Origin of the sequence: Streptomyces sp. NPDC051822, assembly GCF_044452745.1 — a bacterium.
In the GTDB taxonomy this organism is placed as follows: Bacteria; Actinomycetota; Actinomycetes; order Streptomycetales; family Streptomycetaceae; genus Streptomyces.
Genome location: NZ_JBITBZ010000002.1, coordinates 258724 through 279488 on the forward strand (window position 1 = coordinate 258724; position 20765 = coordinate 279488).

Below are 20765 nucleotides of genomic sequence, written 5' to 3' on the forward strand. Positions count from 1 at the left end.
TTGACGGATCATCAAAAGGCGTACGAGTGAAGGAGTGGCCATGGCAGCTGCACACCGGAGAACATCGAGAATGTGGCTGGGGGTGTTCACCGCCGGTCTCCTCGCCTCAGGCTCAGTCGTGCTCTCGTCCCCCGCGCACGCCACCGAATCCGTGACGGCCGGAGACCCCGGACCGACCCTCTCCACTGCCATGGGAGCCTTCCTCGACTCGGGCGCACTCGGGGTCGCCCGCATCGAGCACCTGCAGAGCTGGCTCGGCGGACGCGAACTCCGCGTCGGCCACACCTACCTGCCCGGCGACCTCTGGAAGAACATCGAGGGCCCGCCCGGCTTCCTCGACGCCTGGGCGGACTGGCGCAACGAGAAGGCCGACCGGCTCTTCGTCCTGAACGTGCCCATGCTGGAGCGCAACGAGGCCGGGGTCTCCGACGCGGAGGTCCGCCGCCAGCTCCAGCTCGGCGCGGCCGGTTACTACGACCACCACTTCCGCACCCTTGCCGAGCGTCTCGTCGGGCTCCAGGCCAAGGACACCGTCATCGTCCTCGGCTGGGAGATGAACGGCACCACCTACACCCACCGCTGCGCGCCCGACCCCACGGCGTGGAAGAAGTACTGGAACCGGATCGTCGGCGCGATGCGCTCCGTACCCGGCCAGGAATTCCGCTTCGACTTCAACCCGAGCCGCGGCCGCGACGCCGTCCCGTGGACCGAGTGCTACCCGGGTGACGACGTCGTCGACATCATCGGCATGGATTCCTATGACCAGCCGCCGGGCTCCGACTTCGACCAGCACGTCAGCGAACCGTACGGGCTCCAGAAGCAGGTCGACTTCGCCGCCGAGCACGGAAAGCAGATCTCCTATCCGGAATGGGGTCTCTTCCGGAACGGCGACAACCCCGAGTACATGCGGCGCATGCTGGAATGGTTGCGGCAGCACAAGCCGCTGTACCACACGATCACCGATTACTGCCCGCACGGCGTCTGGCAGTGCGACGACAATCCGCGCTCGTCGCAGATGTTCCGGCAGATGATGTACGGCATGGAGCCGGAACTGCCGACGGAACCGGAGATCCCGACGGAGCCGGAGCTTCCCACGGAGCCGGAGTTGCCGACTGAGCCGGAGCTTCCGACGGACCCGACGGTTCCTGTGCCGAAGCCGGAACCGAAGCCTGTGCCGAAGCCTGAGCCGAAGCCTGAGCCCAAGCCGGAACCGAAGCCCGAGCCGAAGCCAGAACCGAAGCCTGAGCCGAAGCCGGAACCGAAGCCTGAGCCCAAGCCGGAACCGAAGCCGGAACCGAAGCCTGAGCCCAAGCCTGTGCCGAAGCCCGAGCCGAAGCCTGTGCCGAAGCCTGAGCCGAAGCCTGAGCCGAAGCCTGAGCCGAAGCCTGAGCCGAAGCCTGAGCCCAAGCCTGAGCCCAAGCCTGTGCCGAAGCCTGAGCCGAAGCCCGAGCCCAAGCCGGAACCCAAGCCTGAGCCGAAGCCTGAGCCGAAGCCCGAGCCCAAGCCGGAACCCAAGCCCGAGCCGAAGCCCGAGCCCAAGCCCACCTGTTGGACCGTGAACCTCGGTTCATGGGTCGAGAGTTGGATCGGTGGGCCCGTCTGTGTCCCGAAGGACAACTGGAAGGACGAGGTCGACCTCGACTGGAAGGACGCCCTGACCGGCGTCTGGCCCTTCTGAGACCGGCCCGAGCCGGACACTCACGGCGGCGGCGGAGCTCATCCGCCGCCGCTGTGCGGTGCGCGGCCCGGGAGGCGGCCGAGCGCCCTGCCCACCCAGGCGCGTTCACGCGCCTGTCGGGCCACCCAGCGGCGCGCGTCGGCGGCGCCCGCGCGGAGCCAGAGCAGCGGGGCCGTGCCCCGCCCGGTGAGCATGAGCCGCTGGTTGCCGACGGTCTCGGGCCGCCAGTGGTGCTTGTACGCCTCCGTGCCCCGCAGCATGCTCAGGGTGGCGCGCCCGCCGGCGCTGGTCTCCCCGGCGCCGTGCCGGAGCAGCATCGTCGCGACGTCGACCTTGCGGGCCCGCAGGGCCGGATCGGCGCCGTACAGATAGCCGCCGGCCAGTCGCGGGGACATCAGGGTGAGGTCGGCGGCGACGACGTCTCCGGCGAGCCGGAACTCGGTGACCATGGCGTCCCCGCGCTCCACCATCGGCCGCACGGCCCGGGTGAGGTGCTGGGCGAACCGGTCGCTGGTGTGCTCGGCGGTCACCCCGCGGCCCTGCCACTGGAGCTGATGCAGCTTCAGGAGCCGGTCGAGCGCCGCCGGCACCTCGTCGCCGCTGACGACCCGCGCGTCGATGCCGAGGGCGTCCAGCTTGCGCAGCTTGGCACGGACCCGCTGGGCCTTCCCCGAGGGGATCCGTTCGAGGAGCCCTTCCATGGGTACGGCCGGCAGTTCCAGGCACAGGGAGTCGGGGAGCCTGCGTCGCGGGCCGCGCCATCGGGCGAACACCTGCTCGCTGGCCGCCCCGGGCCGTACCTCGCGCAGGTCGATCACCGCGCCCCTCGCGGCCCTGGCGATCCCGCGGGCCAGGGCGGGCGCGGCCTCCGGGCAGCCGTCGTCGAGGAGGACGTCGGTGAAGTCGGTGATCGTGCCGCCGAGCTGGGTGAGGGCGGGCAGCGGCCCCCGGGCCCGCATCAGGGGCGCGGCGGCGACGAGTCCGCCGTCCTCACGCCGTACGAGCACCACCCGCAGCGCACCGGGGCGGCCGTACGAGAGCCACCAGGAGTGCAGCCAGGCGTGGGACTGGAAGGGGGTGGCGGAGGAACAGCGCCCGTACAGCGCCGTCCACTCGGCCGTGAGGCGCCCGAAGGTCTCCTCGTCACGGCAGATCTCCGTCCGCAGGGCTCTCGCGGCTTCCGTGGCTCTCGGGGTCACACCGACTCCGCCTGGTGTGCGGCGACCGCGGGGGCGGGCACGGCGGCGGACGAGGCCGCGGCGGACGAGGCGGACGCCGGCTGCCGGGAGTGCCGGGCCTCGCGCGCGGCGGCCCGCTTCGGGCGGACCAGGAGGGCCAGGCCGCCGAGGAGTCCGCCGGCGCAGCCGCCGACGAGCGCGGAGAGCGGCGCGGACGGGGAGACCGGGGCGACCGGCTTGGTGGCGCGGGAGAACTGGACGACCTTCACGCCCGTGCTGCCCGCCACGTGCGTGCTGTTGAGGACGAGCGCGCGGGCCACCCCGTCGGCCATCGACACGGCCTTCGCGGGCTTCTCCGCCCGCGCCGTGATCGAGATCATCGGCGCGTCAGGAGAGGTCGCGGCCTGCACGCTCCTACGGAGGGTGTCGGCGCTGACCCCCGCCCACACCTGGGCGTCGCCGGTGACCGCGATGTCGGTGGCGACCCGCCCGTACGCCTGGGCGAAGCCGAGCGCCGCCGCCGGGTCCGACTTCTCGGCCGGTACGACGATGACGTAGCTGACCGCCGCGTACTCCGGGGACTTGAGGGCCCCGTAACCGCCGCCGATCACGGCTCCGGCGAGGACGGCGGCGGGGAGCACCGCCCAGCGGCCCGGCGCGCGCAGGCGGGCGGGGAGGAAGGCACGGGGTGGGGTGGTCTTCATGGGTCGGGCTCTCTCACTTCACGGGGGAGGGGGTGCCGTGGACGGCCTGGTCGTAGAGGGACATCAGCTGACCCGCGCTGTGCGCGATGTCGTAGCGGCGGGCCGCCGCCGGCAGCGGAAGCCGGGCGAGCCGGGCGTCCCGGATGCCGCGCAGCGCGGAGACCAGCTCCGGTACGGGCTCGCCGATCCGGCGCGCCCCCGGTGCCGCCTCCGGGGCCAGGTCGTCGATCGCGGGACACGCCACGTAGAGCACGGGCAGGCCGGCGGCGAGGGCTTCGACGACGGCGAGGCCGAAGGTCTCGTCGGGGGAGGTGGACACGAAGACGTCCATGGCGGACAGCAGTTCGGGCAGCGACGGTCCGACCGAGGTGACGGTCGGCGGGTCCTCGCAGGCCCCGGCGAGGAGCACCCGGCCGGCGGCGCCGCACTCGCGGGCCACCCGCAGCAGCTCCTCCCGCTGGTCGCCGTCGCCGACGAGGAGCAGCCGGGCCTCCGGGACCGAGGCGACCGCCCGGACGAGCCGGTCGAACCGCTTCCCGGGTGTGAGCCGTCCGACCCCGCCGACGACGTACGCGTCCTCGGGGATGCCGAGGACGCCCCGGGTGAGGCGGCGGGCCCGCGCGTCGAAGGCGAAGCGGTCCGTCTCGATGCCGTTGGGGACGACCCGGATGCGGTCGGGGGGCACCCCCCAGTCGGCGAGCCGGCGGGCCACGCTCGGCGACACGGCGACCGTGGAGGTGCCGAGCCGCTCGGATGCGAGATAGAGCGCGCGGGTGCCGGCCGAGAGCGGCCTGCCCTCGATCTGCGTCTCGCCGAGGGAGTGCTCGGTGGCGATGACGTTCCGTACGCCGGCCAGCCGGGCCGCCGTCCTGCCGTACACGCAGGCCCGGTACAGATGCGTGTGGACGAGGTCGTACCGGCCCTGCCGGACGATCCGGGCGAGGCGGGGCAGCGCGCCGAGGTCGCGGTTGCCCGCCATGCCCAGATGGGTGACGGGGGTGCCGTCCGCCTCGATCCCCGCGGCGACGGCTCCCGGGTTGGTGAGGGTCACCACGCCGCTCTGCACCGGCAGATGGCGAAGGAGCAGCCGCAGCTGCTGCTCGGCTCCGCCGATGCCGAGCCCGGTGATGACGTGCAGGACCTTCACGGCGCACCGACCGCGGCGGGGGCGTACGGGGCGGGGAACAGGTCGGCCGGGTGGCGGCGGCGGAACGGGTGCAGGACGCGCTTGGCGGTGAGCCGCCAGGAGGTGTCGCCCTCCCCGATGTGGACGCGGGGCAGCGCGTACGCGCCGGTGTGCGGGCCCGGGTCGATCGCGCAGGCGTAGCGGTAGCCGGCCTTGCGCACGGCGTGGATGGCGCGCGGGTCGACCTTCCCGTACGGGTAGCAGAAGCCGTCCACGGGACCGCCGGTCATCTCCTCGAGGAGGACGCGGCTCTCGCGGGTCTCGGCGGCGAGCATCGCGTCGTCGACCTCGGGGAGCGCCACGTGCGTGAGTCCGTGCGAGCCGATCTCCATGCCGGCCTCGGCGATCCGCACGATCTGGTCCTCGGACAGGAGCGACTTGCGCGGTCCCGCGGTGTCCCAGGCGTTCTCGCCGCCGAGCCGGCCCGGCAGGACGTACACGGTGGCGGTGAAGCCGTGCCGGCGCAGCAGGGGCAGCGCCGAGTCGAGGAAGTCCGCGTAGCCGTCGTCGAATGTCAGGCCGACGAGCCCCTTGGCACGCCCCTCGGCGGTGGCGGCGAGAAGCTCCCGCACCGAGACCCCGCGCAGTCCCCGGTCGCCGAGCCAGTGCAGTTGCCGGGCGAAGCGCACGGGGGAGACGGTCACCCGGTACGGGTCGTCAGCGGTGTCCGTGATCGAGTGGTACATCGCCACCCACAGGGGCGGTTTCACCCACAGAGGCGGCTTCGGCAGCAGACGGCGCAGCGCGGTGGCGGCGGGCATGGAGGGTCCTCCGGAAGGCGGAGCGGGGCAGGGGCGGAATCTCGGGCGCCTTGGCGGCGCAGGCGATGAAGAGCAGGAAGACGCCGACGACGGCCAGGCCCGCGACGGTGACGGCGAGGGCGGCGGGACCGATCGCGATCGAGGACAGCCAGCCGACGCCGGTGGCCCAGGCGGACGCGGTGGCGAGCCGCAGCAGCCCTTCGCCGAGCCGGTCGACGCGGACCGGGACCGCCTGCCGGTGCGCGCCTCGCAGCAGCAGCACGGCGGTCAGCGTGATGCCGAGGGCGTTGGCGGCGGCGATGCCGACGGCGCCCCAGTGGTGGGCGCCGGGGACGCCGGCGGCGGCGGTCGTGACGAGCCCGGCGGCCATGGCGGCGGCCGGGTACCAGAGCGGGCGGGCGGCGGAGAAGTAGCAGCGGACCAGGGCGCCGACCATCGTCTGGCCGAGCAGGCCGAGGGCGTACACCCGCATGACGGCGGCCGTGGCGGTGGTGTCGGCGGCAGTGAACTCCCCTCTTTCGAAGAGGAGTTCGATGATCCGGGGGGCGGCGGCGATCACCGTCGACGCGCCGACGAGGACGACGACCGCGGCGAGCAGCAGATCCCGTTCGACGCGGCGGCGGGCTGCCTCCGTGTCACCCGCCGCGAGGGCGCGGGCGACCACGGGGAAGCTGACCGTGCACAGCATCAGCGACAGGATCATCGGGATCTGCGCGACCTTCTGCGCGTAGTTCAGATGCGAGATCGCGCCGGCCGGCAGCGGTGAGGCGAGGAAGCGTTCGATCAGGGTCTGGGACTGGCGGGACAGCGAGAACGCGACGACGGGCGCGATCAGACCGAGGACCAGGATCCGGCCCTCGCTCGTCCCGGAGGGGACGAGCGACTCGGGCTCCCGCATCGGTACGGGCCGGGTCCGCAGCTCACGGATGAGCGAGGGCGCCTGGACCAGGACCATCAGGACGCCGCCGACGGCGACCCCGACGGCGGCCGACCGCACCCCCCACGGCTCGCGCAGCACCACGATGGTGCCGATGATGCCGACGTTGTACGCGACGTAGATCGAGGCCGGTGGCAGGAAGGAGCCGTGCGCGCGCAGCGCGGCCGAGCAGTAGCCGACCAGGGCGAAGGACAGCACGCAGGTCCCGGTCAGCCGCGTGCAGTCGACGGCGAGCGACGGGTCGGGCAGCCCCGGCGCGAGCGCCGACACAAGGAGCGGCGCGGCGATCACGAGGAGGGCGGCGGCGATGCCGAGGGCGAGGACGATCCGGGGGAGCGTGCCCCGTACGAGGGCGCGCACCGGATCGCCCGACAGGACGCCGGTACGGCGGGCCAGGGCCCGGGAGAAGGCGGGTACGAGGATCAGCGCCATCGCGTCCTCGATGAGGAGCGTCGACGCGAACTCGGGCACCGTCCACGCCACCAGGAACGCGTCGGTCTCCGCCCCGGCCCCGAAGTACCCGGCCAGGATCTGGTCCCGTACGAGCCCGAGCACCGCCCCGGCGGCGGTGAGCCCCGCGGTGACGGCGGCGGCCTTCGCGAGGAAGCCCTTGCCCTGGGGGGCACCGGTCCGGGGTGCCCGCCCCCGGGCGTGCGCCCGGCGCCCGGGCGGACGGGGGGCGGGGGGAGGAGGCGGGGAAGGGGCGGCGGAGGGAAGGCCCCGTACCGTCACGTGCCGGGCGCCGGCCATCGCGGCGGGACGGATCCCCGGCAGCACGACGGCCTCCGGGGCCCACGGGGAGTCCGTGGGGCCCGGAGGCACGGTCGCCCAGGGGTCGGTCGGCGGGGTGCCGTGGGCAGGGGCGCCCGAGGGGCGCGGTTCGCCGGCCCGCGGGGTGTCCGTGGGCTCCGGTTCCCCGGCCCACGGGTCACGCACGCCGGACCTCCGCGAGCGCCCACCAGGCCGCGAGGCCGAGCACGACCGACATGAGGACCGTCGAGGGGCCGCCGATGTCCGCGTAGAAGAAGTCGATGAGCTGCCAGGAGAGCAGGCCCGTCGCGACGAGCGCGCAGTCCGCGCCGAGACGCCGCCGCCGCAGCGCCCCGACGAGCAGCGCCACCCAGCTACCCGCGAGGGCGACCAGTCCGAACAGGCCCTGCTCGCTCAGGACCAGGAGGTACATGTTGTGCGGGGAGAGCAGCGGCTGCCGCTGGAAGGCGGCGCCCGCGCCCGCCGTGTCGCTCCCCGAGGACAGGGCGAGCGAGGCGTGGGAGTCGCGGTAGGCGGGGAAGCCCTTGAGGCCGACCCCCGTGACCGGCTCCGCGCGCCACATCCGCCCGGCCGCCGCCCACATCGTGTACCGGTCCGTCACCGACTGGTCCGGCGCCCCGGCCACCTGGGTGATGCTGGTGACCCGCTCCTTCACCATCGCCGAACCGATGCCCAGGCCGCCGACGAGGACCACGCCGAGCGCACCCGCCACGAGCGCCACCCGCGCCGCCCGCCGGGGCCCGGCGAGAAGCAGCTGGATCGCGCAGGCGAGCACGGTCGCGATCCACGCGCCCCGGCTGAAGGACAGCACGAGCGGCAGGAACAGCAGTCCTGTGCAGATCAGGGCCGCCGTACGCGTCCGGCCTGGACCGCTGCCCAGCGCGATGCCGGTGACGATGACGAGCCCGTACGACACGACGGTCGCCATGCCCATCACGTCGGTGGGCCCGAAGGTGCCGACGGCCCGGATGTCCTCGCCCTGGTACGAGGCGCCCGTGCCGGTCAGGTACTGGGCGACGCCCACCGCGCCCTGGAGCAGCGCGAGGCCGACCAGGCCCCAGGCGACCACGGCGAAGTCCCGCCGGTCGCGGATCATCAGGAGCACGGCCGCCGGGACGAGGACGAAGACCTGTACGTAACGGGCGACGCCCGGCAGGCTCGCGGCCGGGTCGTTCGAGGTGATCGCGGCCAGGCAGATCCCCAGGACCGGCAGGCCGAGGACGACGGCCGCCGCCCGGGTCAGCGGCCGGGCGCCGCCGCGCAGCACCCGGACGAGGCAGATGAGGACGAGGAGTCCGGAGGCCGCGTCGGCGACCGTCCCCGTACCGCCGGTGCCGCCCTGCGCTCCGCCGCCGCCGGGGACGAGGAGGAGCGCGATCACGGCGAGGACCGGGGAGAGCGCCCCCGCCCTGCGGGCCCAGTCCTTCACGTCCGGGGCAACCGCCGGCACGGTCACGGCCGTGGCCATCGTCAGCTCCCTGTGGGTCGCACGAGCCCGGCCGCCGTGCGCAGCAGGATGCAGACGTCCTGCCAGAGCGACCAGTGTTCGATGTAGTGGTTGTCGAAGCGGCAGCGGTCCTCGATCGAGGTGTCGCCGCGGAGCCCGTGCACCTGCGCCAGGCCGGTCAGGCCCACCGGCATCCGGTGGCGGGCCGCGTAACCGGTGTGGATCTTGCTGAACTGGGCGACGAAGTAAGGACGTTCAGGCCGCGGCCCGACCAGGCTCATGTCGCCGCGCAGTACGTTCCACAGCTGCGGCAGCTCGTCGAGCGAGCTCTTCCGCAGGAAGCTGCCCGCCGCGCTCATCCGCCGGTCGCCCGCCACGTTCCAGCGGGTCGCAGACTCCGTGTCGTCGGAGGGGCGGAGCGTACGGAACTTGAGCAGCGTGAAGTGGCGCCCGTGCTGCCCGACCCGCTCCTGCCGGAACAGGACCCCGGGGCCGTCGGACAGCCGTACGGCGAGCGCGCAGAGCAGCAGCACCGGCAGCGCGAGCGCCAGGGCCGGCGCGGCGAGCGCGATGTCGAGGACCCGCTTGGCGGTCAGCCCGCGCCGCTCGGCGAGCGGGACGATCCGATGCCAGGCGTACCCCCACAGGTGCTCGCCCATCGGCCCGTCCTGGTGCCGGCCGCCGACCCGCCACGTGGTGCAGCCGTAGTGCTGGAAGAGCGTCACCAGGGCCGGGTCGTCGTCGAGGAACACCGCGTCGCGCACGGTGTTCTGGATGACGGCCCGGTGGATCTCCTCGGTCGTGGTGAGCACCGGAAGCCCGGTCCCCCCGGCCGCCCTGGACGCGCCGCCCTGCTCGGGCACGCCGACGATGCCGACCGGCCGCATCCCGTACTCGGGGTGCTGGGCCGCCGCGGCGGCGAACCGGCGCGCGGCCCCCGCTCCGCCGACGACGAGCGCCGACCGCGGCTGGGCGCGCGCGATCCGGCGCCGCCGGGCGAGCAGCAGCGCCCTGACCAGGCTGACGACGCCCACGTGGGTCAGATAGGCGGCGCAGAGCCGCAGCGGACCGATCGCCAGGGCGGGCGAGTACGCGGCGATCCCGGCCGCGGCCAGGCACCAGGCGAACCCGGCGCGGGAGGCCAGCGCGGGCAGTTCGTCGAGGGCCCGGGTGTGGGCGGCCGGCCGGTAGAGCCCGGCGTGCCCGTCGAGGACCAGGACGACCGCCAGGACCGGCAGCAGGAGCCGCGCGTCGTGGTGCGCCGCGCTGAGCAGCGCGGCGGCGGCGACGACGGCGAGGCAGTCGACCGTCACGAGCGGCGCCACGCCGGACCGCACCCGGACCCGGCGGTGCCGTGGCAGCGCGAGCCGGTCGGTCGTGCCGGGGCGCGGCGCGAGGGAGGCGAGGCCGAAGGCCTGGCCCGCGGTGGGCCAGGGGCCCGGTGAGGAGGGGACGCTGGTGCTTTCCGTGGTCACTGCGCAATCGGCTCTCTGTGCTCGGTGCCTCGCGCTCCGGCCAGGTCGCGGTAGACGTCCGCGACGGCCGCGCCGGTGCGCCGGACATCGAATCTGCTGAGTACGTGCTCGTGGGCCTCGCGGCCCAGGCGGTGCCGCAGCTCCTGCCTGCCGAGGAGGCGGCCGAGAGCGGTGGCGAGCGCGGCCGGGTCCTCGGGCGGGACCAGGCACAGGGGTTCATGGGCGGGCGGCAGGCTCTCGCGGGCCCCGTCGACATCACTGACGACGACCGGCCGGCCGCTCGCCATGGCCTCCAGGGGCGCGAGCGCCATGCCCTCCCAGCGGGACGGCAGGACGACCACGTCGGCGGCCCGGTACCAGGGGGCGGTGTCGTCGACGGCTCCGGTGAACCGCACCGAGGGGCCCGCCGCCGCGCGCAGCCGTTCGCCGTCGGGTCCTTCGCCGACCAGGACGAGACGGGCCGTGGGCACCTCCGCGAGGACGGCGGGCCAGGCGGCGAGCAGGACGTCCTGCCCCTTCTGGCGGCAGAGCCGGCCCACGCAGACGACGGTCGGCACGGGGTTGCCGGGCGGGCCTCCGGTCGCGAACCGGGCCACGTCCACACCGTTGTGGACGACGGACCAGTCCGCCGTGACGCCGGCGGCCTCGCCGGTACGCCGCTCGGCCTCGCTCACGCAGACGATCCGGTGCGTCCAGCGGGCGCCGAAGCGCTCCCAGCGCCGGGCGAGCGAGGCGGTCCTTCCCTCGACCGCCTCGAAGGACCAGGCGTGCGGCTGATACACCGTCGGAATCCTTCCCCGCAGGGCGAGTCGGGCGCAGAGTCCGGCCTTGGCGCTGTGCGCGTGCACGAGTCCGGGCCGGACGGTACGGATCACCCGGGCCAGCTCCCTCGTCTCGCGGACCAGTCGGGGACCGGGTTCCCGGCCGGCGCGCCAGTCGTGGGTGTCGGCGCCCTCGGCGCGGACGGCCGCGGAGAGGGACGTGCCGGGCGGGCAGGCGACCGCGACCCGAAGGCCGGCGGCGAGCTGCGCGCGGACCAGGTCGATGACGACGCGGGCGACCCCGCCGTCACCGGGCTGGACCGCGTGCAGGACGGTGAGGGACGCGGGGTCCGCGTCGGATGAGGACAGCACGTCAGCGCCGGACGTCGGCCTGGAGGAAGAGCGCACCGAGCCAGACGGTGTCCTTCCGGCCGCCGAGCCGGACGTGGACACGGTCGGCCCCGTCGCGCAGCGCCCCGCGCAGGTCGAAGACGTCGGAGTCGTACCCCATGGTGTTCGTACCATCGGGAAAGCGGACCGTCCTGCCGGTGCCGAATTCTGTGATGCTGGAGTTCATCACGTCGTCCACGGAATTGGCGGAATCGGAGAGCCGGGTGCTCTTCCGGCGGCTCGTTTCCACCGCCAGGTAATCCCCTGGAGTTCCCCGGTCGCCGTCATAGGCGATCACGCCCAGCCGGCCGTCCGACGCCTTGTCATAACCGTTTCCGTCGAGCGGTACCCGCAGCTCGCCGGTGCGCGGCCCGACCGTTTCGAAACCGTCCCAGACGGCGATCCTGCGCAGCGGCTCCGACTCCTTCTCGTACGCGGCGACGAGCGTCCAGCCGCCCCAGCCGCCGACCGCGGAGCGACCCATGGCGACGTTGACCTGGGCGACGGTCCACTGGCCCGAGCGGGACGAGCGGGCCAGCTCGGTGACGTCGGCGGAGGCCTGGAAGGCGTCGGCGCCGTCGGCCGTGCGGTGGCCGATCAGGGTGTCCGCGAGCAGTGCCTTGTACTGGCCGCCGGGCTCGGCGATCAGCACGCGCCCGTTGTCCTCCGGCGGCTTCTGCTCGCCCACCCGAAGGTTGCCGCCCCAGTAGAGACGGGCCCAGGCGACCCGGGCGCCGTCGGGGACGGCGAGCTCGGCGCGGCTGGAGTTGTACGTGTTCGGATCGCTGTCCACGTCGACGTACGCGATCGTGGCGCCGCCGTTGGCCGACTCTGTGCCCTTCACTCCCTTCGCCGAGGAGTTGGCGGCGCGCACGATCCCACCGTGCTGCACGGCCTGGTAGCGCGCGGCGAAGGGCACCCGGCTCGCCTCCCCTGGCTGGGGTGCGGCGGCGGAGGCGACCGGCAGCGCGGCGGACAGGGCCGCACACGACAGCGCGCACAACACGCTGCGTCGCACAGCAAGAACCGCTGAATTCCGCATACAGGTTCTCCGCTTTGATGAGAGAAGGAAGGGAAGACCCGTGAAGGCCGGGAGAGGGGAAGGTGTCGTCCGCACGAAATGGGTGAACGCGCGGCGGGCCCGGAAGCAACGTTCGGGAACGTTATAACCCCGACGCGGGGCGATAGTACGCATTAGATGCCCGGAAACGCTAACTCCCGTATCCGGAGGGCAGGTTCCTCGTTGAGCGTGTTGCGCCATTCCACGCCCACTCCCTCTAATGGCCCCCCTATGGCCCAAAGATCGGTTGAACGTCACCCGTTCGGGAGAGCAACCGATGAAAAACCGGGGCGTTGTTGAGAGAGCCGGGCCGAACAGTCCGCGCAGTCCGCGTTGAATTTCGATCGAGGAGCACCTCCCCATGTCCCGTATCGCCAAGGCCGTTGTCCTCACCGTGGGTGCCGCCGCCGCCGTCGCCGGTGCCGCCGGTGCCGCTGTCGCCGACGCCGGCGCCGAGGCCGCGGCCGTGAAGTCCCCCGGTGTCGGCTCCGGCAACGTCGTCCAGGTCCCGGTGCACATCCCGGTCAACCTCTGCGGCAACACGGTCAGCGTCATCGGCGCGCTGAACCCGGCCTTCGGCAACACCTGCGTCAACGCCTGATCCGGCACGCCTGATCGGTCCTTCCGAAGCCGGTGCGCCCATCCCTTCCGGGGTGGGCGCACCGGCTTCTCCGCTGTCGGCACTTGGTCCGCTCCTCGTTCGGCCGCACCGTCGTGCGCCGTTGGATGCAACGGCGTACGCCCCTCGGAGGGGCAGGTCCGCAGGATGGATTCACCCGAACGGAGGTGTGGCGCTCCGTAGTTCTGCGGTTGCGGAGCGCTATACACGCAGGCACGGTGAGAGGGAAATTGTCCGACGCATAAGGAAAAGGAACGTACATGCGTCCCCTGGCTGCACGCCGCCTCACCGCCCTGGCGATATCCGCCGTCATCACCCTCGGCGCGGCGGGACCCGCCTTCGCCGGCGAAGACCATCCGTCCCCCGTGGCCGACCGGGCCGCCCGCGCACCCGGTGCCGACGCCCTGTTGAGCCAGACCAAGGCGCTCGGTGACCTCGGCTCGGTGCTCGACCCGGTGACCGAACTCGTCACGGCGGCGCTCAAGGCCGATGGGGGCCAGCTCCCCGCCGCCGACGCCGAGGACCTCAAGGACGCCGTCGCGGAAGCCATCGAGAAGGTCAAGGCCGCGGCCCCCGCTCCGCTCCCGGAGACGCCCGTCACGCCACCCGCGGCGGACGCCCCCGTCACCCCGCCGGCCGTCGAGACGCCGGTCGACCTTCCGGCGAAGCCGCCCGTGGAAGCCCCCGCCCTGCCCGTGAAGCCACCGGTCGGTCTGCCCGTCGCCGGCGACGCGAAGGCCGCGTGGGCAGGCAAGGCCGCCGCCCCCGCGGACGTCGTCGACGACGCCCTCGCCACCGTCGAGAAGGCGGTCGCCGCTCTCCTCGCCGCCGTCACCTCCGGCAACGCCGGCGGGGTCGTACCGCAGGTCACGGCGACCCTGACCTCGCTGGTCAACATGGTCGTCGCCACGGTCCTCGGCAGTGGCCTGCCCGCTCCCGACCTGGCCGGCCTGCCGTCGCTGCCGTCGCTCCCGGTCGGCGTGCCCGAGCTCCCGGTGGACCCGCCGGAGCTGCCCGTCGACCCGCCGGTGAAGCCCCCGGTCGACGCGCCCGAACTGCCGGTCAAGCCGCCGCTGCCGGTCCGTTAACCGACCGGTCGTCATCCGCACGCCCGAACCTGCCCGGCATCCGCCGGGCCGGTTCGGGCGTCTGCGGTCTTCCCATCACACCGGTCCGCATCGATCGGGTGCAGTGTCGAGAAATCCTTCCTCTCGGAGTTTCCGGGGAGCGCGCCTCTCGTTACAGAAGCAGTACAAAGCGCAGGTTTCGGTCAAGAGGCTTGTGCTGTACGTGACTTGAAAGCACAGAGGAAGGATTCACCCCATGAAGCCCACCAAGGTCGCCGCGGTCGTCGCCGGATCGCTGATGGCGCTCGGTGCCGCCGCGCCCGCCATGGCCACGGAGGCGATGACCCCCACCAGCCTGAACGGTGGCCTCGAAGCGATCGCCGCCAATGGGCTGAAGTCGGACGTGCTGAGCAGCACCACGGAAGGCTCCCCGGTCAAGACCGTCACGGACACCGCCACCCAGCTGAACGACGCCACCAAGGGTGCCCCGCTGCTCGGCGGCCTCCCGGTTCCCGGCGGCCTGCCGCTGGGTGGCTGACGTCCTCTCAGCAGCACTGAACCAGCAGGGCACTTGCGGCGCGAGCGCGTAGCCGTACTCCACGGTCGGCTGATCGAATGATTTTCTGATCAGCTGCCGTGTGGCCCCCGCGGTGCGGGGGTCGCCGACCCATACCTTCTGGCCAGTCCCACGCGAACGTCTGCGTGGATCAGGCCGGTCGGAGCGAGGGGGGATCCTCGCCGGTCTCTCCCCTTCTCCAGAGGAAGAGCGGTATGCGGTCCATCATCAGCAGGAAAGTTCTCACCGCGGCGGCAGTAACCGGCATCCTGTCGCTGAGCGGCGGATTCGCCCTGGCCGCGAACTCGCACCCCGCCACGGGCGACGGGCCGGGCACCGGCACCCCGGGCCACGTGGTCCCTCTGCCGGCGGACGTCTGCGGCAAGCTGGACCTCGGTGGTTTCGTCGCCGCGGCCGTCGGCGACCTCTGCGCCCAGGCGGAGGGGCCCGGCGGCTACGGCGACGAACCGGGGGAGCCCACGCACCCCGGCGAGCCGACCCATCCGGGGGAGCCCACGCATCCGGGGGAGCCGACCCATCCGGGGGAGCCCACGCATCCGGGGGAGCCGACCCATCCGGGGGAGCCCACGCATCCGGGGGAGCCGACCCATCCGGGCGAGCCCACGACGCCCCCCACGTATCCGCCCACGCATCCCCCCACCCATCCGCCCACGTACCCGCCGACCACTCCTCCGACGACCCCGGAGGAGCCGGGTGAGTGTGAGGAGCCCGAGCCCGGTGAGGAGCCGGAGCCCGGCTGCGAGGAGCCGACGACTCCGCCGACGCCGACCACTCCTCCGACGCACCCGGAGGAGCCGGGTGAGTGTGAGGAGCCCGAGCCCGGTGAGGAGCCGGAGCCCGGCTGCGAGGAGCCGACCACCCCGCCGACGCCCACCACCCCGCCGACGCCGACCACTCCTCCGACGACTCCGGAGGAGCCGGGTGAGTGCGAGGAGGGTGAGCCGGAGTGCGAGGAGCCCACGACCCCGCCGACCACTCCGCCGACGCCGACCACTCCGCCCACCACGACCGTTCCTCCGACGCACCGGGAGGAGCCCGGTGAGTGCGAGGAGCCCGAGCCCGGTGAGGAGCCGGAGCCCGGCTGCGAGGAGCCGACCGCCCCGCCGACCACGCCCGGTCAGCCCGAACTCCCCGACACCGGCAGCGACCCCGCCCTCATGGGCGCGGCCGCGATCAGCGCCGCACTGATCATCGGCGGCGGCGTCTTCTACCTCCGCGGCGGGCGGGTCGCCAGGCGTCACTGATCCCACCGCCCATCGCCCGACGCCCGACGCGTCAACGCCGGGCCCCCGCCTTCACCGGTGGGGGCCCGTTGCGTTGCTGCACACGGGTTAGTTCCGCCACGTTTCGGCCAAGGGGCTCGTTCACCGCACATGACTCTGCGTTCTCACGCGGGCATGGGGCTCCTCATGACCGCATTCGCCTCCGCCGCCCTGGCCTCCCCCGCCGCCGCCGTCGAGGCCCCGGTGATCGTCCCCCTCCAGGGCCTCGAGCCGGTCCTTCCGATGGACGCGCCGACCGTGGCCACCGGCGTTCCCGTCCCCATGCCCGGCGCGCCCACCGGCTTCCAGAAGGGCCTCGGCGCGCTGCCGGACCTCACGCTGCCCAGCGTGCCGCTCACCAGCACCCTGCCGGAGACCGTTGTCGACGCGCCGCTGCCCGAGCTCCTCAAGGGCAGCGAGCCCGGCCGCGCCCTGCTCAGCAGCCCGCACTCGGAGATGAAGGCGGCCACCCCCGGCGCCGTCGTCGGCAACCCCGTGGAGGCCCCGCGCGACAACGGGCTCCGCGGCCTTCCGGACCTCGCGAAGCCTCAGGTCGGCGTCCTCACCCCGGTGCTCAGCGGCGCCCTCGACCCCCAGCTGGGTCTCGCACCGGCCGCGAACTGACGCCGCCTCTGCCCCCGGGCGGGTGAAGACACGATTCTTCCCCGCCACCCCAAGGCGATTCGTTCGTTGGAACAAGAGGCTTGTCGCATGGCCGCAGCCCGCGGACCGAGGTCGTCCCGTCGTATCCGACGGCGGACGCATCTCGGTCCGCGGGCCACTTTTTCGATTTTCCTTCTTCCCTTTCGGCTCAACGGCCGTGACCCGCCCCCTCGGCCGGCGTTGAAGGGGAACGACGGCCGTGATTCCTGCGGTCGCTTTCCACGTCCAAGGAGTTCTTGATGTCTCGCATCGCGAAGGCTGCCGCTGTTCTCGCCGGCACGGGTGCCGTTGCCCTCAGCGGAGCCGGCCTGGCCGTCGCCGACTCGGGCGCCGAGGCTGTCGCCGCCCACTCGCCCGGTGTCGCCTCCGGCAACGTCGTCCAGGTCCCGGTCCACGTCCCGGTCAACCTCTGCGGCAACACCGTCAGCGTCATCGGCCTGCTGAACCCGGCGTTCGGCAACACCTGCGTCAACGCCGACGGCCACGAGGACCGTGACGGCGGCTACGGCGGCTGATCCCCCGTTCCGACCGTGTCCCCCCGACCCGTGAGGGCGGGGGGACACGTGTGTGCGGGGCCTCAGACGTACCGGTAGATCCGGCTGTGGTCGAACATCGACGCCGGGGCCACTCCCCAGGGCGCCATCGGCTCGTGCCGGGCGACGACCTTGCGGTACTGCGCGTCCCCGAGCGGCGGCGGCTCCGCCGGCAGATAGGCGGCGCCGGGGTTGCGCTGCTGCCACCGTGACCAGACCAGGTCGACGAAGGAGTGGTGCAGCCAGAACACCGGGTCGTTCACGGAACCGCCGCCGAGCATCAGACCGCCGACCCACCGGTGCACCCGGTTGTGGATGCGGAACCGTTCGTTGCCGCGGCCCGGGGCCCAGCCCTCCAGACGGTTCCGGAAGCCGGAGGCGCTCGTCGAGTTCCAGGGCGACACGTCGTACACCCGCTCCCGCATCACCTCGTCCAGCTGCGCCTGCGTCGGAAGGGCGATCGGGTCGCGCGGGCGGCCGAAGTCCCTGGTCAGGAAGCGGCCTTCGGTCATCGACTGGGTGATCGTCCAGCGCCCGCCGGAGTGCGCGAAGGGGCCGGTCATCACCTGGAGGTCGGCGCGGCGCCCGTTGCCGCCCATGAAGTCCTCGCCCCAGATCGAGGACGCCGGAGAGTTGTCGCGGGTCCAGTCCCAGTACGGGACGGAGACCGTCGGGTCGATCCGGCGCAGGGCCGTCTCGAACTCCAGCAGGAACTTGCGGTGCCAGGGCAGGAAGCTCGGCGTCATGTGGGCGACCCGGAGACGGCCCTCCCCGTCGGCCGTGTAGTGGTCGATATGGGTGCGTACGAAGCGGTCGTACGTCCCCGTGCGCTTGAGTTCGAGGACGGCGGCGACGAACTTCCGGCGCTCGGCTACGGTCAGATCGCGCTGGTTCTTACGCGTGTACACCACGCTGGCTCCCTCCCGGTGGGTCGGTGTGGACGCCATGGGCGGCGGCGAGCGGGGAGAGCGGGGCCGCGCCCAGCTCGTCCACGGCCGCGCGGACGGCCGCCCGCGGCGTCGGGCAGGACTCGTAGTGGTCGATCGGGGTGACGTAGCCGCCGTCGGCGCAGCGCATCAGATGCAGCGGCCGGCCGTCGACGAGGGCCACCGGCTCGCCCCCTGGCCCGGAGAATCCCAGGATGCGACGGCCCCCGTACATCTCGTCGAACGCGTGCGGATCGCGCGGCCCCGCCGGGCGCTCCCCGGACGGCGGGCGGCTCGCGATGCGGCCGAGCGCGCCCCCGGTGAAAGCGGTGACGGCCAGGGCGAAGAGGGACCGCAGGGCGACGCGGCGCGGGACGATCATGAGTGATCTCCTCGGGGTCGGCTGGGGGTCCCCTCGCAGCCGGCAGGGGGAGCCCTCAGGGGCACAACGAGGAAAACCCCCGTTCGTTGCGGCGGAAATGCCGGCGACGTGAATGTCGGCCGTTCGGGTGAAAGCGGCACAGGGAAAGGACGGTTGGAGCATTAGCATCCGGATTCATGACCACTTCCAACGTCGTTTCCTCGGCGCGCAGCGCCTCTCCGCTGGGAACTCTCACGGTGATTCCGTGGTCCAGCGAGCCCTCCGCCGAGTCGGCCGGGACGCCGTTCCTCATGGCGTACTCGCTCGGCGACGGCCGGGACGGACCGGAGGCCGGTCAGCAGGCCATGCGGACGGCCCTGGAGACCATGGGCCTCTCCGTCGGCGACCGGCTCTTCGATCTGGACAAGGACGCCGGGATCAACGCCTCGCTGCTCGTCGAGGGCGGCTCCGCCGTGCTCAACCTGCCCTTCCTGAAGGTGCAGTGCCCCGTGCCCGAGGAATGGCAGGCCGCCGCCCGCGAGAGCGGCAAGGTCTACCTGATCTGCTCGGTGCGGCCCTGGCCCGAGGGCGTTCCCGGACAGCCCGTGGACGAGGCGCGGCTGCGCGCCTTCGTCTCCGACGAGGAGATGCTCGCGGACAGCGCCCACGTCCAGATGCCGGTCCGGCGCCTCCAGGGCTGAGCGGGAAAGGGCCGCGTCATGGCGACGGTGAACGTACGGAACGGCGTGCCGGTCCGGGGGCAGGAGGAGGAGTCCGCGCGGGAGGCCGTGGGGACGATCGGCGCGGGCCGCGCCTTCGCCTGGATGCTGATGATCACCGGGGCGGCCGGCGTGCTCGCCGGCTGGGTGATCACGATCGACAAGTTCAAGCTCCTGGAGGACCCCGGCTTCCAGCCAGGGTGCAGCCTGAACCCGGTCGTCTCCTGCGGCAACATCATGAAGAGCGAGCAGGCGGCGGTCTTCGGCTTCCCCAACCCGATGCTCGGGCTCGTCACGTACGCCGTCGTCGTCGCCCTCGGTGCCGGGCTCCTCGCCGGGGCCCGCTACCGGGGTTGGCTCTGGCTCGGTCTCAACGCCGGGATGCTCTTCGGCGTCGGCTTCTGCACCTGGCTGATGTACCAGTCGCTGTACGAGATCAACGCGCTCTGCCTGTGGTGCTGCCTGGCCTGGGTCGCCACCATCGTCATGTTCTGGTACGTCACCGCGCACAACGTCCGGCACGGGACGATCCCCGCCCCGGCCGGACTGCGGACCTTCTTCGGCGAGTTCGCGTTCGCCCTGCCCGTCCTGCACATCGGGATCATCGGGATGCTGATCCTGACCCGATGGTGGGAATTCTGGACGAGCTGACGTGAGCCGTCCCCCTCTCAGGCCGTGGGCCGCACTCGCCGTGCTGCTCGCGGCCGTTCTCGTGCTCCTGGCCGTGCCCGAACGGATCGCGCCCGGCGAGCGGCACACCGGTACCCCAGCCGCGCCCGAACCGGAGCGGCGGCCGCTGCCCGGGGTGCCCTCGGGGTTCTTCACCGGCTCCGACGAGGCGGGCGTGCGCCGGATCGCGCAGGCGCAGGCCTGGCTCGGGGGCGAGGCCCTGACCGTCGGGCACACCTATCTGCCGGGCGACCGCTGGTCCAACATCGAGGGCCATCCCGCTCTGTTCGGGCCCTGGGCGCGCTGGAAGGCGGCCAGGGCCGGACGTCTCTTCGTGCTCAACGTCCCGTTGCTCGACCGCAGCGAGGCGGGGCTGCCGGACGCGGAGGTGCGGGCGGGGCTGCGCGACGGTGCCGCGGGTTCGTTCGACCGGCACTTCCGGGTGCTGGGGGAGCGGTTGGTGGAGCACGGCCTCGGGGACGCGGTCCTGGTGCTGGGCTGGGAGATGAACGGCACCACGTACAGCCATCGCTGCGGGCCGGACCCGGCGGCCTGGAAGGCGTACTGGCGCCGGGTGGTCGGGGTGTTGCGGGCGGTGCCGGGGGAGCGGTTCCGCTTCGACTTCACGCCGAGCCGGGGGCGGGACGCCGTGGAGTGGCCGCGCTGCTACCCGGGGGACGACGTCGTCGACATCATCGGGCTGGACGCGTACGACCAGCCCGCAGGGCTCTCCTTCGAGGACCAGGTGGCGGAGGAGTACGGCCTCGAACACCACGTCCGGTTCGCGGCGGCGCACGGCAAGCCGGTCTCGTACCCGGAGTGGGGGCTCTTCCGGAACGGGGACAACCCGGCGTACGTACGGGGGATGCTCGACTGGTTCGCGGCGCACCGGCCGGTCTACCAGACGGTCACCGACTACTGCCCGCACGGCGTGTGGGGGTGCGCGGACAATCCGGAGTCGGCGCGGGTGGTCAGGGACGCGCTGGGGGCGCCGGCCCGTAGGTGAGGCCGGGCCCGCGGG

At 73.1% G+C, this 20765-nt stretch carries 21 protein-coding genes; 10 read left to right on the forward strand and 11 right to left on the reverse strand.

Going from position 1 to position 20765, the window contains the following annotated elements; translation table 11 throughout:
- Window positions 1-40 precede the first annotated feature (40 nt).
- A complete protein-coding gene (locus ACIA8N_RS06980) occupies window positions 41-1678 on the forward strand; it encodes a glycoside hydrolase family 26 protein (protein WP_399415853.1) in 1638 nt (545 codons plus the stop codon).
- 38 nt (window positions 1679-1716) lie between these two features.
- Here ACIA8N_RS06980 and ACIA8N_RS06985 read toward each other — a convergent pair whose 3' ends face one another.
- The 9 genes from ACIA8N_RS06985 to ACIA8N_RS07025 all read right to left on the reverse strand — a co-directional run bounded on the left by ACIA8N_RS06985 (window position 1717) and on the right by ACIA8N_RS07025 (window position 12306).
- Window positions 1717-2877: a GNAT family N-acetyltransferase gene (locus ACIA8N_RS06985; RefSeq protein ID WP_365781494.1), complete on the reverse strand. Its 1161-nt coding sequence runs from the start codon at window positions 2875-2877 to the stop codon at window positions 1717-1719.
- Entirely contained in the window at window positions 2874-3560 is a 687-nt protein-coding gene (locus ACIA8N_RS06990; RefSeq protein ID WP_365781496.1) for a lipopolysaccharide biosynthesis protein, read from the reverse strand. The genes ACIA8N_RS06985 and ACIA8N_RS06990 overlap by 4 nt, the downstream gene beginning before the upstream one ends.
- A gap of 13 nt (window positions 3561-3573) precedes the next feature.
- Complete coding sequence (locus ACIA8N_RS06995; RefSeq protein WP_365781498.1) at window positions 3574-4707, reverse strand: glycosyltransferase; 1134 nt, start codon at window positions 4705-4707, stop codon at window positions 3574-3576.
- Window positions 4704-5507, reverse strand: coding sequence for a polysaccharide deacetylase family protein (locus ACIA8N_RS07000; RefSeq protein WP_365781500.1), 804 nt, complete (start codon window positions 5505-5507; stop codon window positions 4704-4706). Before ACIA8N_RS07000 ends, ACIA8N_RS06995 begins: the two co-directional genes overlap by 4 nt.
- The gene (gene murJ / locus ACIA8N_RS07005) at window positions 5404-7194 is read right to left on the reverse strand and encodes a lipid II flippase MurJ (protein WP_365781722.1); all 1791 of its coding nucleotides are present in this window, start codon (window positions 7192-7194) and stop codon (window positions 5404-5406) included. The genes ACIA8N_RS07000 and murJ overlap by 104 nt, the downstream gene beginning before the upstream one ends.
- Window positions 7195-7372: 178 nt before the next feature.
- Window positions 7373-8683 (reverse strand): O-antigen ligase family protein, encoded by a 1311-nt coding sequence (locus ACIA8N_RS07010; RefSeq protein WP_365781502.1) that lies wholly within the window; start codon window positions 8681-8683, stop codon window positions 7373-7375.
- Window positions 8684-8685: 2 nt separating this feature from the next.
- A complete protein-coding gene (locus ACIA8N_RS07015) occupies window positions 8686-10137 on the reverse strand; it encodes a sugar transferase (protein ID WP_365781504.1) in 1452 nt (483 codons plus the stop codon).
- Window positions 10134-11267 carry a glycosyltransferase gene (locus ACIA8N_RS07020; RefSeq protein ID WP_365781724.1) on the reverse strand — a complete coding sequence of 378 codons (1134 nt, stop codon included), beginning with the start codon at window positions 11265-11267 and terminating at the stop codon, window positions 10134-10136. Before ACIA8N_RS07020 ends, ACIA8N_RS07015 begins: the two co-directional genes overlap by 4 nt.
- Window positions 11268-11271: 4 nt before the next feature.
- On the reverse strand, window positions 11272-12306 hold the full coding sequence (locus ACIA8N_RS07025; protein ID WP_399415857.1) for a DUF3344 domain-containing protein: 1035 nt from the start codon (window positions 12304-12306) through the stop codon (window positions 11272-11274).
- Window positions 12307-12709: 403 nt separating this feature from the next.
- On the opposite strand from ACIA8N_RS07025, the gene ACIA8N_RS07030 reads away from it, so the two are divergent.
- From ACIA8N_RS07030 to ACIA8N_RS07055, 6 genes are all read left to right on the forward strand, one after another.
- Entirely contained in the window at window positions 12710-12949 is a 240-nt protein-coding gene (locus ACIA8N_RS07030; RefSeq protein WP_365781508.1) for a chaplin, read from the forward strand.
- Between the two features lie 278 nt (window positions 12950-13227).
- Window positions 13228-14055 (forward strand): hypothetical protein, encoded by an 828-nt coding sequence (locus tag ACIA8N_RS07035; RefSeq protein WP_365781510.1) that lies wholly within the window; start codon window positions 13228-13230, stop codon window positions 14053-14055.
- 235 nt (window positions 14056-14290) lie between these two features.
- A complete protein-coding gene (locus tag ACIA8N_RS07040) occupies window positions 14291-14572 on the forward strand; it encodes a hypothetical protein (RefSeq protein WP_030548823.1) in 282 nt (93 codons plus the stop codon).
- A 233-nt stretch (window positions 14573-14805) separates the two neighbouring features.
- Window positions 14806-15855, forward strand: coding sequence for a hypothetical protein (locus ACIA8N_RS07045; RefSeq protein ID WP_365781512.1), 1050 nt, complete (start codon window positions 14806-14808; stop codon window positions 15853-15855).
- A 129-nt stretch (window positions 15856-15984) separates the two neighbouring features.
- A complete protein-coding gene (locus ACIA8N_RS07050; protein WP_399415860.1) occupies window positions 15985-16497 on the forward strand; it encodes a hypothetical protein in 513 nt (170 codons plus the stop codon).
- A gap of 278 nt (window positions 16498-16775) precedes the next feature.
- Entirely contained in the window at window positions 16776-17051 is a 276-nt protein-coding gene (locus ACIA8N_RS07055; protein ID WP_365781516.1) for a chaplin, read from the forward strand.
- 62 nt (window positions 17052-17113) lie between these two features.
- On the opposite strand, the gene ACIA8N_RS07060 is transcribed toward ACIA8N_RS07055, so the two are convergent.
- Together ACIA8N_RS07060 and ACIA8N_RS07065 are read right to left on the reverse strand one after the other, a co-directional pair.
- Window positions 17114-17980, reverse strand: a complete 867-nt coding sequence (locus tag ACIA8N_RS07060) for a tyrosinase family protein (protein WP_365781517.1) — start codon at window positions 17978-17980, stop codon at window positions 17114-17116.
- Window positions 17964-18377, reverse strand: coding sequence for a tyrosinase family oxidase copper chaperone (locus ACIA8N_RS07065; protein ID WP_365781519.1), 414 nt, complete (start codon window positions 18375-18377; stop codon window positions 17964-17966). Before ACIA8N_RS07065 ends, ACIA8N_RS07060 begins: the two co-directional genes overlap by 17 nt.
- 176 nt (window positions 18378-18553) lie before the next feature.
- Between ACIA8N_RS07065 and ACIA8N_RS07070 the strand changes: the two genes are divergently transcribed.
- Genes ACIA8N_RS07070 through ACIA8N_RS07080 form a run of 3 tightly spaced genes read left to right on the forward strand, consistent with a single transcriptional unit; the run spans window position 18554 to window position 20750 of the window.
- A complete protein-coding gene (locus ACIA8N_RS07070) occupies window positions 18554-19057 on the forward strand; it encodes a DUF5949 family protein (protein ID WP_365781521.1) in 504 nt (167 codons plus the stop codon).
- 18 nt (window positions 19058-19075) lie between these two features.
- Window positions 19076-19726: a vitamin K epoxide reductase family protein gene (locus ACIA8N_RS07075; RefSeq protein ID WP_365781523.1), complete on the forward strand. Its 651-nt coding sequence runs from the start codon at window positions 19076-19078 to the stop codon at window positions 19724-19726.
- Window position 19727: 1 nt separating this feature from the next.
- Window positions 19728-20750 carry a glycosyl hydrolase gene (locus tag ACIA8N_RS07080; protein WP_365781525.1) on the forward strand — a complete coding sequence of 341 codons (1023 nt, stop codon included), beginning with the start codon at window positions 19728-19730 and terminating at the stop codon, window positions 20748-20750.
- Window positions 20751-20765 lie beyond the last annotated feature (15 nt).

Excerpts from the sequence above, each read along its gene's own strand:
- ACIA8N_RS06980 (WP_399415853.1), top strand. The coding sequence starts at position 41 with ATGGCAGCTGCACACCGGAGAACATCGAGAATGTGGCTGGGGGTGTTC.
- ACIA8N_RS06990 (WP_365781496.1), bottom strand. The coding sequence starts at position 3,560 with ATGAAGACCACCCCACCCCGTGCCTTCCTCCCCGCCCGCCTGCGCGCG.
- ACIA8N_RS07000 (WP_365781500.1), bottom strand. The coding sequence starts at position 5,507 with ATGCCCGCCGCCACCGCGCTGCGCCGTCTGCTGCCGAAGCCGCCTCTG.
- ACIA8N_RS07045 (WP_365781512.1), top strand. The coding sequence starts at position 14,806 with ATGCGGTCCATCATCAGCAGGAAAGTTCTCACCGCGGCGGCAGTAACC.
- ACIA8N_RS07030 (WP_365781508.1), top strand. The coding sequence starts at position 12,710 with ATGTCCCGTATCGCCAAGGCCGTTGTCCTCACCGTGGGTGCCGCCGCC.
- ACIA8N_RS07075 (WP_365781523.1), top strand. The coding sequence starts at position 19,076 with ATGGCGACGGTGAACGTACGGAACGGCGTGCCGGTCCGGGGGCAGGAG.
- ACIA8N_RS07040 (WP_030548823.1), top strand. The coding sequence starts at position 14,291 with ATGAAGCCCACCAAGGTCGCCGCGGTCGTCGCCGGATCGCTGATGGCG.
- ACIA8N_RS07070 (WP_365781521.1), top strand. The coding sequence starts at position 18,554 with ATGACCACTTCCAACGTCGTTTCCTCGGCGCGCAGCGCCTCTCCGCTG.
- ACIA8N_RS07055 (WP_365781516.1), top strand. The coding sequence starts at position 16,776 with ATGTCTCGCATCGCGAAGGCTGCCGCTGTTCTCGCCGGCACGGGTGCC.
- ACIA8N_RS07035 (WP_365781510.1), top strand. The coding sequence starts at position 13,228 with ATGCGTCCCCTGGCTGCACGCCGCCTCACCGCCCTGGCGATATCCGCC.
- ACIA8N_RS07050 (WP_399415860.1), top strand. The coding sequence starts at position 15,985 with ATGACTCTGCGTTCTCACGCGGGCATGGGGCTCCTCATGACCGCATTC.
- ACIA8N_RS07010 (WP_365781502.1), bottom strand. The coding sequence starts at position 8,683 with ATGGCCACGGCCGTGACCGTGCCGGCGGTTGCCCCGGACGTGAAGGAC.
- ACIA8N_RS07065 (WP_365781519.1), bottom strand. The coding sequence starts at position 18,377 with ATGATCGTCCCGCGCCGCGTCGCCCTGCGGTCCCTCTTCGCCCTGGCC.
- murJ (WP_365781722.1), bottom strand. The coding sequence starts at position 7,194 with ATGGCCGGCGCCCGGCACGTGACGGTACGGGGCCTTCCCTCCGCCGCC.